Origin of the sequence: Pseudoxanthomonas sp. CCNWLY206-1, assembly GCF_039710385.1 — a bacterium.
Taxonomy (GTDB): domain Bacteria; phylum Pseudomonadota; class Gammaproteobacteria; order Xanthomonadales; family Xanthomonadaceae; genus Pseudoxanthomonas_A.
In genome coordinates, this window is sequence record NZ_JBDKXI010000006.1 from 270,488 (window position 1) to 283,205 (window position 12,718).

A 12,718-nucleotide genomic window follows, 5' to 3' on the forward strand; every position below is an offset into this window, starting at 1 on the left:
CGCGTACAGGAGACCCATGCCATGTTGCCTGGCCTCGAACTGATCGGCTGCGTTGGACTGGCGGTCCCCGCGAACGTGATGCATCACGTTGTGCGCGTGGAGTCGTCGTACAACCCCTACGCCATTGGCGTGGTGGGCGGCCGTCTTTTGCGACAGCCCAAAAATCTGGCGGAGGCGCTGGCCACGGTTAGCATGCTGGAGAGCAGGGGATACAACTTTTCGCTAGGACTGGCGCAGGTCAACCGCTACAACCTGAGCAAATACGGCCTGGATTCCTACGCGAAAGCGTTTGAAACCTGCCCCAATTTGCAGGCCGGTTCGCGCATCCTGGCTGAGTGCTACAACCGTTCGGGCAAGAATTGGGGCAAGTCGTTCAGTTGCTACTACTCGGGTAACTTCACCACCGGCTATCGCCATGGCTACGTGCAGAAAATATACGCGTCGATGAACGGCAATGGCTCGCGCGCACCCGCCACGCCGGAAGGTGCGATCGAAGTAGTGAGCAAGCCTTCGCGCCGTGTGGTGGAAGTGACCCGCTACCCGTTGCAATCGACGCAGACGCCGGCACAACGGCGGATCATCGAGGCAGCGGTGCCGCCGTTGCAACCGTTCGCGCCGCCGCCTCCGGCATTGGCCGGTCAACCGCAAGCCGTAACACCGGCCGCATCTTTGGGGGATGTCGCTGTCGCCAGCGCCATGCCGCAAGAATCGCAGCCCGTTCTGGTCAACGCGACGCCGCCAGCGGCGCCGCAGCGACCGCCGCTTCCCCCGCTTGCAGCGGACGAGGCGTTCGTTTTTTAACGCGGAATTCAACGTTCTGGAACGTCACCACCACCCAACGCGCCAGGCTCTTCCGCACCCGTCGAAAAGGAGAAAACAATGAAGGCAACCACACAGAAAGCGATAGCCGAGCAGGCCAAGATACTGACCGTCGGCTTGTTGAAAGCCACCGCTTTGATTGTTGTACTGACTATGCCAGCACTAGCACAAGATTTTGCGGGCACCGACCAAAAAGTCTGCGGCTTCTTCAGCAACGTCCAAGGCCTGCTGAACATGGCATCGATCGCCGTGGTCACCATCGCCATCATCTTCGCTGGCTACCAGATCGCTTTCGCCCATAAGCGGATCGGCGACGTGGCTCCCCTTCTGATCGGTGGATTGCTGATCGGCGCCGCCACCCAGGTTGCCAAGATGCTGCTGCCGGAAGCCACGGAATGTACCACCACCGCAATGCTGATGGACGCCGTCTACAGCCGCTATGCATAAGAACGTACTGTTCCGCGGCTGCACCCGCCCGGCGATGTTCCTGGGTGTGCCTTACGTGCCGTTCTTCCTGGGTGCGGGCGGGTGCTTGCTGATGGCCATGTACTTCAATTTGCTGTTCCTGTTCCTGATACCCGTGGTCATCTTCGTGATGCGCCAGATGGCCCGTCGCGACGAAATGATCTTCCGCTTGCTCGGCCTGAGATGGCAGTTCAAGTTCAGGGTGCGCAACGTGAAGCATCACTCCGGTATGTGGGTGTTCACGCCCAATGGTTATCGCGAGAAGCCCGCCGGCAAATAGCGCCGCGGATTGTGTTGGTCCCTCGGCGCCGCTCGCGGCGCCATGGGTTTCACCGCAGCCGGTGGCCTGAGATTGATTCAGTCATAGAAGGGAGTTGCAACAAACAAGCTCATGTTCAATCCGGACACCCCCATCAGCGAATTCGTTCCTATTTCCACCCATGTGTCTCCCACGGTGCTGAAAACCACCGGTGGCGACTACCTGATGGTGTGGCACCTGGGTGGCTTACCGTTCGTGGGGCGGGAGGAGTGGGAAATCGAGCATCGCCATAACACCTTTAACCGGATGCTGCAGACGCTGCGCGCCCCGGATTACGTGAATGTGGCGTTCTGGGTACACGATGTGCGCCGCCGCCGGCGTATCAACACCCACAGCAAGTTTGATCAGGCATTCAACCAGGAAATGTCGGACGCGTACTTCAATGCGTTGTCGTCGCAGAAGATCATGCAGAACGAGCTCTATCTGACCATGATCTATCGGCCGGTGGTGACGGGTAAGCGGTTCGTCGAGAAGTCGGCCAATGTCAGCCAGCTGCAGGCGGAACAGGAGCAGGCGATTACCAAGATCCAGGAATTGGCGGGTAACGTCGAGGCCGTCCTGAAGGACTACTCGCCGTATCGTCTGGGCATGTACGAGGCCAAGAACGGTGTGGTTTTCTCCGAAGCGCTGGAGTTCTTCGGCTATCTTCTCAACCGTATCGACGAGCCAGTGCCCGTGTTGCAGGCCCCCGTGTACGCCTATCTGCCGGTCAGCCGGCACATGTTCTCGGCAAAGACCGGTGACTTCGTCGTCAATACTCCCAATGGTGCGAATCATTTCGGCGCCATCCTCAATATCAAGGAATACGCTGATGGAACCTATCCCGGCATCCTCAACGGTCTGAAATACCTGGACTTCGAATACGTGATCACGCATTCCTTCAGTCCGATGGGACGGCAGGATGCATTGAAAGTTCTGGATCGCACCAAAGGCATGATGGTTTCCTCCGGCGACAAGGCCGTCAGCCAGATTGTCGAGCTGGACTATGCGATGGATCAGCTGGCGTCGGGCAATTTCGTGCTCGGGGAATACCACTTCATCCTGGCGCTGTATGCGGAAAGCCAGGAGAAGCTTTCCCAGAACATCGCCACCGCGCGGGCGGAACTTTCCAATGCGGGTTTCGTATCGGCCAAGGAAGACCTGGCGGTGACGTCCTCGTTCTACTCGCAGCTTCCGGGCAATTGGAAATACCGTACCCGCCTGGCCAATGTCAGCTCGTTGAACTTCCTGGGGTTGTGCCCGCTACATAACTTCGCGACAGGAAAGAAGGACAACAATCCATGGGGTGAGTGCGTTACGACGCTGCAGACCACCAATGGTCAGCCCTACTACTTCAATTTCCACGCAACCCATCCGGCAGAGAACTCGCTGGGCGAAAAAGCCATCGCCAATACCATGGTGATCGGCAAGTCTGGTACCGGCAAGACGGCGCTGATCAACTTCCTGCTCAGCCAGGTGCAGAAGCTCAAGCCGTCGCCGACGATCTTCTTCTTCGACAAAGACCGTGGCGCGGAGATCTTCGTGCGCGCCTGCGGCGGCAACTACCTGGCCTTGGAAAGCGGCAAGCCCACCGGCTTCAACCCTTTCCATTGCGAGCGCAACGAAGCCAATGTGCAGTTCCTGGCCGACTTGATCAAGGTGCTGGCGGGCAAGATCAACTACACCTCGCGCGAGGAAGAGGAGATCTACCGTGCGGTCGAGAACATGCTCGACACGCCCATGCGCCTGCGCAACATGACCAACTTCCAGAAGAGCCTGCCCAACATGGGCGACGACGGCCTGTTCGCGCGCATGCGCAAGTGGACGGCCGGCAACGCATTGGGCTGGGTATTCGACAATCCGGAAGACACCATCGACCTGAGCAAGGCCAACATCATCGGATTCGACTACACCGATATCATCGATAATCCGGAGGTCCGCGTACCGGTCATCAACTACCTTCTGCACCGCCTGGAAGCGCTGATAGACGGTCGTCCACTGATCTACGTCATGGACGAGTTCTGGAAGATCCTCGATGGGAAGGGCGGACTGAAGGAATTCGCCAAGAACAAGCAAAAGACCATCCGTAAACAGAACGGCCTGGGTATCTTCGCCACCCAGAGTCCGGAGGATGCCTTGGCAAGCGACATATCGGCGGCGCTGATCGAGCAGACCGCCACGCTGATCTTGTTGCCTAACCCGAATGCCAGCCGCGAGGACTACATCAACGGGCTCAAGCTCACCGATGCCGAGTACCAGGTGGTGGTAAGCCTGGACGAGCGCTCGCGCTGCTTCCTGGTCAAGCAGGGCCACGCCTCCAGCGTCTGTCAGCTCAACCTGCGCGGCATGGACGATGCCCTGGCGGTGATCTCAGCCTCGACGGACAACATCGAGATCATGCATGAAGTGCTGCAGCAGCAGGCAATCGCCACGGGCGTTCCAAGCAATGAATTGCGTCCCGAGCAATGGCTGTCCGAGTTTTATGCGCAAAGAAAGGGATCCGGGAAGAAAGCGGCGGCCCGATCGAGTCCCTACAATGCGCGCGCCATGGACGCATAAGGAATGGTGGCACGTGCCGAAGAACAGGACACTCGGCACGCCTTGTTTGAAAGTCTCAAGACGGATAAAGGAGTTGCTATGAGCATCGATGGTAAAAATAGTTCGGCCAAGCGCAAGTACAGGAAACCGGTGCTGGCCAGCCTTGCTTTGATGTGCTCTTTGGCGGTTGGTGGCGCTAATGCGGTCGTGTTCCACGATCCCATACACACCATACAGAACATCATTACCCAGATTACCCAGAAGAGCTTCGATATTGCCGAGTATGGCGAACAGGCAATGCGCTGGCAGCAGACCTTGAGCCACTACCAGCAGCAACTGATCCGCATGCAGAGCCTGATGATGAACTTCGGCCTGCCGCGCGGCCAGCAGATGACCGAAGTCCCGGACGACTACATGGTGAGGGAGCGATGCGCAAGCAGCAGCTTCAGCCTGAGTAGCCTGACGCAGGTGTTCAACCTGAATCCGACGGGAAATATCACCGAGCAGCAGAAGAAGATCTGCGCGAACATCCAGATGACGCGCAACGCGAAATACAACGAGACCGTCCGCTTCATGAGGCAGACCGTGCCGGAGTTGGAAACCATGCTCGGCCAGTTGAAGAGCCAGCGCGACGCCAGCAATAACCAGGGCAACGTCGAGGCCAGCAACAACAACGCTCTGCAGGCCAGCAACAAGCTCAACGTGAACTTCCAGACCTGGAGCTCGCGCATGCAGATGTACGACGCCTACATCAGCTCAATGGAAGAGAATCAGAAGCTTCTGGCCAGCCTGGCGTTGAAAGGCGAAAACAATCCGATCGGGACGCTGGTGAAAACCGGCGTGCTGGCGGGCGCGCTGCAGGTCGGCAACTGATCGGAAGCGGCAGTAGTGGCACGTAGGCTGAAGGCAAGGGAGTCCGCGTTGGCGTTGTCCGGCGCGGAAACGAATCAGGGGGGCGCCGGTACTTTGGCCCGAGCATGGCAATGGCAGGCGCAGCAATGAACAAGGGAATCGACATCATGAGCGGGTGGCTGGGAACGGGCGGTCTGCGGGACTGGCTGAATCTGCAGGCGCAATCGCTGGGGGACTTCGTTTTCTTCCGGTCGATCCTGACTTATCTCCGGAGTGAGATAAGGGAATTTGGCATCGAGATGATGGGCAATGCCATGCAATGGGTCGGAGGCATCGCCTTGACGCTGTTGACGCTGTGGATAATGGTGCACGGTTACCGCATCATCACCGGGCAGTCGCGCGAGTCGATGATGGCGTTGGTCACCAATTCGCTGCGCGCTGTGCTGATCGTCAGCGCAGCCACCACCATGGGCATATTCGGATCGGGGCTGCACGACTTCCTTACCGAAGACGTAAAGGAAGAAATCAACTGGATTGTCACCGGCGAACACGAAGCACCGGAGGACAATATCGACAAGAACCTGGCCTGGATGCAGGTGGCGCTTTCCAGCATCGACGCACTGGATGTCGTCAGTGATCCGACCTTGGATAGTGCCAAGACGCGGGCGATGTGGTTCGTGGGCCTGGGTACCGGAGGCCCCGCGATCACCGGCGGCACCATGCTGCTGCTTTACGAGGTGGCAATCGCGTTGTTCATTGGCATGGGACCGCTTTTCATCCTATGTCTGCTGTTCGACCAGACCAAACAGTTGTTCAGTAAATGGCTGTTCTACGGCATCGGCACGATGTTCTCGATGGCGGTGCTGAGCGCCATGGTGTCCATAGCACTGGAGATGGTAACGCGGGTAGCTTCGGCGTTCTGGACGACCGCCCTGGTAGGGTCGATCTTGGGCTCCAACTTCACCGACGGCATGACCAGCCAAGCCATGCAGCAAGGCGGCATGGGATTGATCCTGACCGCACTCATCATCAGCGCCCCGCCGATGGCGGCGATGTTCTTCCAGGGAACGCTGGGACAGTTCATGGCGTTCTCGCAGTTCGGCGGCGGCGGTGGCGCACCAGTGGGAAGTCGCCCGGGTGAGCCGGCGTATCGTGGCGGCGCGGGAGCGTTAGCGCAGAATACTGAAAGAGAGGGAAATTCTCCTGTTGGAGCGGGCGGGTTCGGCAACCCAGCCGCCAATCCAAACTACGGTAGGGGAGCGGTTCATCACGATGTTATAAAACGGGAAAACAGCTCGACCGAGAAGACATGATGATAAGAATATTTCTGGCTTTCAGCTTGTTGGTAGTTAGCGGATACGTAATGGCTGAGGGTGGGCATTGCCCGCCTGGTTATTACCCCATCGGTGGACAGGGTGCTGTGGGATGTGCCCCGATCCCCGGTTATGGCGGTAGCTCACAACCTGTGCAACCCAGTTCACCTGAATGGCAAACCCGCTGGGGGGCTATTGCGGTTGACGGAGAGAAAGGCAGCCTGGGAACCGCTGTTGGGACGCGAAGTAAGCAGGAGGCAGAGAACGCCGCGCTGATCGATTGCCAAGCCAAGGGCGGGGATAACTGCAGGGTCGATCTGACGTACTACAACCAGTGCGGTGTGATGATCCTGGGAAGCAGTAAGCTCAATACAGCCAGGGCTGCAACGATAGAGGAAGCGACGCAAATAGGCATGGAGATATGCGCGGCTGCCGATACTAACTGCCGTGTCTACTATTCCGATTGCAGCTACCCGGTCCAGACTAGGTGAGCTTCGTGTTCACTACGTGGATCACCCATGGCACGAGGCTTGCGTGAAGTTTTCTTTGCGAAAGATGTATTTCTTGGGACTTGGATTGCTTGATTTTTCTGGCGTGAGCTACGCTGAAGGTGACTCCTGCCCGGCCGGGCACTACTACTCTATCGACGGTCAAGGTGATGTGGGATGCGCTCCCATTCCGATGAGGGGTACAACACCGCTAGCGTCGCGACGGCAGATGAGGCGACGCAAATAGGCATGAAAACGTGCGCGGCTTCCGATACCGGCTGCCATGTCTATTATTCCGATTGCAGTTACGCAGCTCAAGCCGAATAAATCGAAACCTCTGCTACGCCTTTGGAATGCCGTACCACTTTCAACGTTCCGCCATGCTCCAATTCGAAAAGCTTAATCCGAAGAAACATCCCTTAAGTGGCGGCAAGTAGAAGAGAGCCGCTCCGGAAAGAAGTGGTCTCGCACTGCTAAATTGAAACGGGCCGATTCACTCGCTCGATGCGAGAAAGACAGCCAACTGAAATGCAAGATAGGACGTTGGAATAGCAATGGAGTCATCATTTTGTATAAGGATGCTCAGGACTCGCTGCTCGCTTCTGGTGGACTAAGCGAGAGCGACGGAAAAAAAAGGGGTTAAAGAGGTCTGCAAAAAGGCAAGGCGCAAATGTGAGGCTCTGGCTGTTTTTGATACCCGCCAAGCTGGTGTAGTCACAAGGAGTTTTCCTGATCGACCCGTGGCAAAGTAGCGTTGCCGGCTGTAAAAAAGACGGGAGCGATCCTCAGGGAAGGTTGGTCAGTCGGCACGGTCCCACGAGTTGCACGCCGATCCGTTGGTCATCCAATTCCGGTTCGCTTCGCCAAGCGGGGGTCCCCTAGTTGGAGCGTCTTTCTTGAGCGCCAACCTGCCCGCAAACGTACTGATAGCTCATAGGATGAACAGCAAGCTGCAGTAACAACAACGTCAAGGAGAAAGTTCATGAGGCATAGAAAGATCGCCTGCCTGCTAGTGGCACTGCTACTGTCCGCCTGTAGCGCCGAGGCGCCTGCAGATGCCGACCAAGCCGCCACGGCCGCGCCGCCTTCAACCCAACCCACTGCATCGGAGAGTGTCCCCATGGAGGAAACCAAGACCCAAACCGCTAGCGCCGCCTTGGAAGCGGAACTGAAAGCCGGGATGGCCTATGCGGACTTCCGCAAACAAGTGCTGGCGCAGGGCTGGACTCCCGTGCCCGATGCGCAGTGCAAAGCCAATGTGGTTGGCGAGAACCATGCGGCCGTGTGTTCACAGGACCCAAACCTGGCGAGCTGCAAAGTCTGCGATGAGATGACCGAGCTGAGCGCATGCAGTGGCGATGGTCATTGCCTGGTGCGCTTCCGGCACGACGGCAGCGGCGAAAGCCTGGAGGCAACCGGCTACGGCATGGTCGAGGACTGGAATGTGTCGGGGGAAGACTCGCGGTTGCAACTTTCCAAGTGGAGCTTCTCCAAGGATTCCGCCCCGTGAGTCGATGGCGTTCCGGCAAAGCCGGCAACGCCTGAACCGGCGGGGCTGCAGTACGGCGCTTGCGAGCAAAAGCTCGCAGGTACCTCTCGGTGCAAGAGGCACCGGAAACGGATCAGGTTAAGCAAGGGCCTGATGCGTAGTGCGAAACGGCGGATGCCGGTTCGCCATGGCTGAAGAAGATTCTGGATGAAGTTTCTTCAGGTCAACCATCCAACCAACTTGACAGAAAATGGAGTTTTAAATGAGCGAAAATCCACTGCTTGAACTGATGAGGCGTGGTGAGTCCGGTGCTGCCGGATACAACGCCTACAACCGCGGTACCTACGTCGACGCCGACGGCAAGGAACGCATCCGGGGAAGCGACGGCCCGATCGACTTCTCAAGATTGACCTTGGGACAAGTACAGGAATTGCAGCACCTGCCGCGGCGAGATCCCGACCGGCTATTTGCCGTGGGCAAATACCAGATCATTCCCGCAACGATGGACAGCGGCGTGCGCGCCTTGGGTCTGGACCCGAACGAACGTTTCACTCCGGAACTACAGGACAAGATCTTTTCCGAATACCTGATCGTCGAAAAGCGGCCCGCCGTGCACGACTACATCACCGGCAAGCCGGGCGCCACGCTGCATTCTGCGCAACGGGCGATGGCGATGGAATGGGCCAGCTTCGGCGATCCCGACAAGGACGGCAGGAGCTATTACGGTGGCGCCAATCGCGCCAGCATCACGCCGGAGCAATCGGCCGAAGCGTTGAACCAGATGCGCACTGATTATCGGGCGAACATCGAGAAGGGCATGTCGCCCAATGATGCCTGGAAGGCGGTGACCACCTCGGGCGAGCGTACGCAGACCCAGGATACGCCCGGCCGGAATCAGGCCGAAGCGCCTGCGCGCGCAGCCAGCGCAACGTTGCGCGAAGACTCGCGTGGCGACGATGTCCGCCATGTGCAGGAAACGCTCAACCGATTCGGCTATCGCGATGGAAGTGGCCAACCGCTCCGCGCCGACGGCGATTTCGGCGATCGCACCAAGGAGGCAGTCTTGGCGTTCCAGTTGGCGCATGGACTTAAAGGCGATGGCATCGTCGGACCACAGACAATGGATGCGTTGAAGCGAGCGGAACAGTCGCCATTGCTGTCGGAACCGCGTCATCCGAACAATGCGATGTATCAGCAGGCGGTGAAAGGTCTGGAACAACTCGGCCCTCAGGCGTTCAAGAACCGCCAGGAGTTGGAGAACGCCGCCGGCACGTTGGTGTTCGATGCGCGCGCCAGCGGGCTGACCCGCATCGATCACGTGGTGCAGAGTTCCAATCAGGCAGGTTTGTTCGCAGTGCAGGGCGCCATGGACGACCCAGCCCACCACCGCGTCTATGCCGACAAAGCGCAGGCGGTTTCGCAACCCATCGAGAAGAGCACTGCGCAGTTGCAGCAGGAGAATCTGGTCCAGCCGCAGCAGGAGCAAGAACGCGAGCAAAGGCGAACGATGACGGTTTGATCGCGGTGAGGGTTTGGCGGTCTGCGGCCTGTCATGGCCCAGGCCGCCATTTAAATCGCGATTCGATATCCGTCCGCTTCTGCAGTGCTTTTTGCAGATGAGATCAGCTGGACCCGAAGCGCTCTGCTCTCGCTGTTGCCCTGTCGCGACGGCAAAGCTCGCGGCGGGACGCCGCTCCTACGACAGCGCGGTACACCGGGATAACCAGCGTTTGTACCTACGCGGTGGCGCCCGGCAGGGACTGGGTGAGAAAACCCCGCCCCTACCGTTCGTCGGCAAACCGCCGAGAATGACTTCAGGCAGGGTTGACTACAGATGTAGTCATGAGGCATGTTGACTACAGGTGTAGTCAAGGAACTCTCATGGCCAAGTCGCAAAAAACCATCGGCGATCAGGAGCTGGCATTGCTCCAGTATCTGTCGGAGCACGGGGAGGCTTCGGTGGGCGAAGTAGCCGCCGCGTTCGCCGAATCGCGCGGCCTGGCTCGCTCCACGGTGCTGACCATGATGGAACGCCTGCGTGCCAAAGCTTATCTGCGCCGCCGTCATGTAAACGGGGTCTACCGCTATGCGCCGGTCGCGCGTCCAGACGATGTGATGCGTAGCGCGGTCGGCAGCTTCGTCGAGAAAACCCTGCAAGGTTCCGTTTCGCCCTTTGTCGCCTGGATGTCGGAACGCACCGAAGTCAGCGAGGGCGAGCTGGCGGAACTCGAAGCCTTGGTCGCCACGCTTCAGTCCAAGCGCAAGGAGAGCTGACATGGCGCTCGAATACATCAGCGAAATCCTGGCCCCGCGCCTGTTCGCCGCCAGCGTGCAATCCACGTTATTGGTGGCCGTGGTGTGGACGTTGTGCCGTCTGCTGCCGCGTTTGCCGGCGGCCGCACGTTGCTGGCTATGGTGGCTGGTCGCCCTGCAGTTAGTAGTGGGCGTGTTATGGACCAGTCCGTTGGCGCTGCCGTTGCTTCCGGCCGACTCCGAAATGCCGGCGATGCTTGCCCCCTTGCAGCCGTTCGCAGCAACGGCGGCTGCAAACGCCACAGCGGTCATGCCCGCTGCGCCGCAGGCGTCGTCGCTGTCTGTCGCCGTTGCCCCTCCCTCGTCCGCCTGGTCATGGCCTTCGGCGCTGTCGTTGCTGTGGCTGTTGGGCCTCAGCTTCATGATCACCCGCACTTTGGTGGGCTATCTTGCGACGCGTCGCCTGCTGCGGGAGTCGGTGCCGTGCCGTGACGCCACATTGGTGCAGGCGTTGAAACTCGCCGCGGAAGCGCATGGCATGCGCAAGGCACCGACACTCAGGTTGTCATCCACTATCAGCTCACCCCAGTTGATTGGCCCCTGGTCCCCAGTGCTGATGCTGCCTGCCCATCGACTGCCATCGCTGGATGCCGACGAACTGGACATGGCACTCACCCACGAGCTGACGCATCTGCAGCGCGGCGATCTGTGGTGGGGTCTGCTGCCTGCGTTGGCGCAGCATGTCTTTTTCTTTCATCCGCTCGCGCATCTGGCCGCGCGCGAATACGCCTTCGCCCGCGAAGCCGCCTGTGATGCCGCCGTGCTGGCTGGGAATCCTCACTGCGCGGGCGACTATGGTCGCTTGCTCGTGCGGCTCGGTGTTGCGGCTCGTCCAAGCGCCGGCCTGGCCAGCGCCTCACCGACTTTCCTCATGCTCAAACGGAGGCTGCTCATGTTGCAGCAGAATGCTTCGCCTCTGCGCGCCAGTGCATTGGCACTGACGCTCGCGGTCGCACTGGTCGGCGTGGTGCCTTATCGAGTTACCGCCCACGCGGCTCAAACCATCGCACCAACTTCGAACCCGGTTCCGGTACCTGTCCCGGTGCCGATGGAGACCCCCAACGCAATGGCATCTTCGCAGACGATGGTTGCTTCCCGCATCGTTCCTGCACCACCGGCGGCGCCCGCACCTCCCAAGGCGCCACCGGTTCCTTCTGTCGTGGCGGCAGGTGTTCCTGCCGTGCCACCCGCGCCTCCCCTTGTCACCCGAGGCAGCTGGACACATAGCAATAGCGACTACGCGTATGTGCTGATCGATGGCACTACGACCAACGCTGTTGGTAGCACCGGCGATCTCCGCGCCGCGAAGTCGCAACAACGCAATGGCGAGGCGTTGCTGTGGGTGCGAAAGGATGGCAACAAGTATGTGGTGCGCGACGCGGCTACCCTCCGCCGCTTGCAAGCGGCTCATGCGCCGGTGGCGAAGCTGGGTGAAGAGCAAGGCCAACTGGGCGCGAAGCAGGGTGAGCTGGGCGCGCAACAAGGCGGGTTAGGTGCTCGGCAGGGCGAAATCGGGGCGCAGCAAGGTGAACTCGCTGCCCAGCTTGCCGCCGCAGTCGCTCGCAGCGTGAACACTGGCTCCGATGCCAGCGAGGCCGAAGTGTCCGCCATCGAACAGCGTCTCGCGGCATTGGGAAAACAACAGGATCAGCTCGGGCGCGAACAACACGCGTTTGAAAGCAAACAGCAGGAACTCAGCCGCCAGCAGCAAGCTCTGGGCGAGCGTCAGCGCCTAGCCAGTGAGGCGGCGCAACGTGAAACTGATCGGCTGATCGATGCGGCTATCGCGAAGGGATTGGCGCAACGACTGCAGTGAGCAGGGAATGCCCCACCTCGGTAAAGGGAGGTCCGTGCGCCTCCGGGCACACGAAGAAAATGCATCTTCGCTCCCTCTTTAGCGAGTAGAGGCTGGTCGAGTTCGATCACTGAAAGAAAGTCCGTGTACTTCCAGACGGCGGGGACCTGCGTTCCTCCGCTCACGCCTTTCCTATGCCTAACGGAGACCGCTCATGCTGCAGCGAAACTCTTCGCCTCTTCGCGCCAGTACGCTCGTACTTACGACCGCGATCGTGTTGTCCGGCGCAACGTCTCATCACCTCCTGGCCCAGACGGCGCAGGCTGAGAGGTTGGCCCAGGTAGTCGA

General features: G+C 59.4%; 10 protein-coding genes. All 10 read left to right on the forward strand.

From position 1 onward, the window contains the following. Positions 1–21 precede the first annotated feature (21 nt). The 10 genes from AADW18_RS15205 (at position 22) to AADW18_RS15250 (ending at position 12,391) form a co-directional block, all read left to right on the forward strand. Positions 22–801 (forward strand): transglycosylase SLT domain-containing protein, encoded by a 780-nt coding sequence (locus AADW18_RS15205; RefSeq protein WP_337344230.1) that lies wholly within the window; start codon positions 22–24, stop codon positions 799–801. A gap of 78 nt (positions 802–879) precedes the next feature. Continuing rightward, positions 880–1,266 carry a TrbC/VirB2 family protein gene (locus tag AADW18_RS15210; RefSeq protein ID WP_337344231.1) on the forward strand — a complete coding sequence of 129 codons (387 nt, stop codon included), beginning with the start codon at positions 880–882 and terminating at the stop codon, positions 1,264–1,266. Beyond that, a complete protein-coding gene (locus AADW18_RS15215) occupies positions 1,259–1,564 on the forward strand; it encodes a VirB3 family type IV secretion system protein (RefSeq protein WP_337344232.1) in 306 nt (101 codons plus the stop codon). The genes AADW18_RS15210 and AADW18_RS15215 overlap by 8 nt, the downstream gene beginning before the upstream one ends. A gap of 111 nt (positions 1,565–1,675) precedes the next feature. Further along, a complete protein-coding gene (locus AADW18_RS15220) occupies positions 1,676–4,141 on the forward strand; it encodes a VirB4 family type IV secretion/conjugal transfer ATPase (protein ID WP_337344233.1) in 2,466 nt (821 codons plus the stop codon). 78 nt (positions 4,142–4,219) lie between these two features. Further along, entirely contained in the window at positions 4,220–4,993 is a 774-nt protein-coding gene (locus AADW18_RS15225; protein WP_342961447.1) for a hypothetical protein, read from the forward strand. Positions 4,994–5,139: 146 nt separating this feature from the next. Further along, positions 5,140–6,285: a type IV secretion system protein gene (locus AADW18_RS15230; RefSeq protein ID WP_337344292.1), complete on the forward strand. Its 1,146-nt coding sequence runs from the start codon at positions 5,140–5,142 to the stop codon at positions 6,283–6,285. A gap of 1,470 nt (positions 6,286–7,755) precedes the next feature. Then, complete coding sequence (locus tag AADW18_RS15235) at positions 7,756–8,283, forward strand: hypothetical protein (protein ID WP_337344235.1); 528 nt, start codon at positions 7,756–7,758, stop codon at positions 8,281–8,283. 241 nt (positions 8,284–8,524) lie between these two features. Next, complete coding sequence (locus AADW18_RS15240) at positions 8,525–9,781, forward strand: peptidoglycan-binding protein (RefSeq protein ID WP_337344236.1); 1,257 nt, start codon at positions 8,525–8,527, stop codon at positions 9,779–9,781. 362 nt (positions 9,782–10,143) lie between these two features. Further along, entirely contained in the window at positions 10,144–10,536 is a 393-nt protein-coding gene (locus AADW18_RS15245; protein WP_337344237.1) for a BlaI/MecI/CopY family transcriptional regulator, read from the forward strand. A 1-nt stretch (position 10,537) separates the two neighbouring features. Then, positions 10,538–12,391 (forward strand): M56 family metallopeptidase, encoded by a 1,854-nt coding sequence (locus tag AADW18_RS15250; protein ID WP_337344238.1) that lies wholly within the window; start codon positions 10,538–10,540, stop codon positions 12,389–12,391. Positions 12,392–12,718 lie beyond the last annotated feature (327 nt).

Bases quoted from the DNA above. Each gene is read 5' to 3' on its own strand.
- AADW18_RS15205 (WP_337344230.1), top strand. From the start codon at position 22: ATGTTGCCTGGCCTCGAACTGATCGGCTGCGTTGGACTGGCGGTCCCC.
- AADW18_RS15210 (WP_337344231.1), top strand. From the start codon at position 880: ATGAAGGCAACCACACAGAAAGCGATAGCCGAGCAGGCCAAGATACTG.
- AADW18_RS15215 (WP_337344232.1), top strand. From the start codon at position 1,259: ATGCATAAGAACGTACTGTTCCGCGGCTGCACCCGCCCGGCGATGTTC.
- AADW18_RS15220 (WP_337344233.1), top strand. From the start codon at position 1,676: ATGTTCAATCCGGACACCCCCATCAGCGAATTCGTTCCTATTTCCACC.
- AADW18_RS15225 (WP_342961447.1), top strand. From the start codon at position 4,220: ATGAGCATCGATGGTAAAAATAGTTCGGCCAAGCGCAAGTACAGGAAA.
- AADW18_RS15230 (WP_337344292.1), top strand. From the start codon at position 5,140: ATGAGCGGGTGGCTGGGAACGGGCGGTCTGCGGGACTGGCTGAATCTG.
- AADW18_RS15235 (WP_337344235.1), top strand. From the start codon at position 7,756: ATGAGGCATAGAAAGATCGCCTGCCTGCTAGTGGCACTGCTACTGTCC.
- AADW18_RS15240 (WP_337344236.1), top strand. From the start codon at position 8,525: ATGAGCGAAAATCCACTGCTTGAACTGATGAGGCGTGGTGAGTCCGGT.
- AADW18_RS15245 (WP_337344237.1), top strand. From the start codon at position 10,144: ATGGCCAAGTCGCAAAAAACCATCGGCGATCAGGAGCTGGCATTGCTC.
- AADW18_RS15250 (WP_337344238.1), top strand. From the start codon at position 10,538: ATGGCGCTCGAATACATCAGCGAAATCCTGGCCCCGCGCCTGTTCGCC.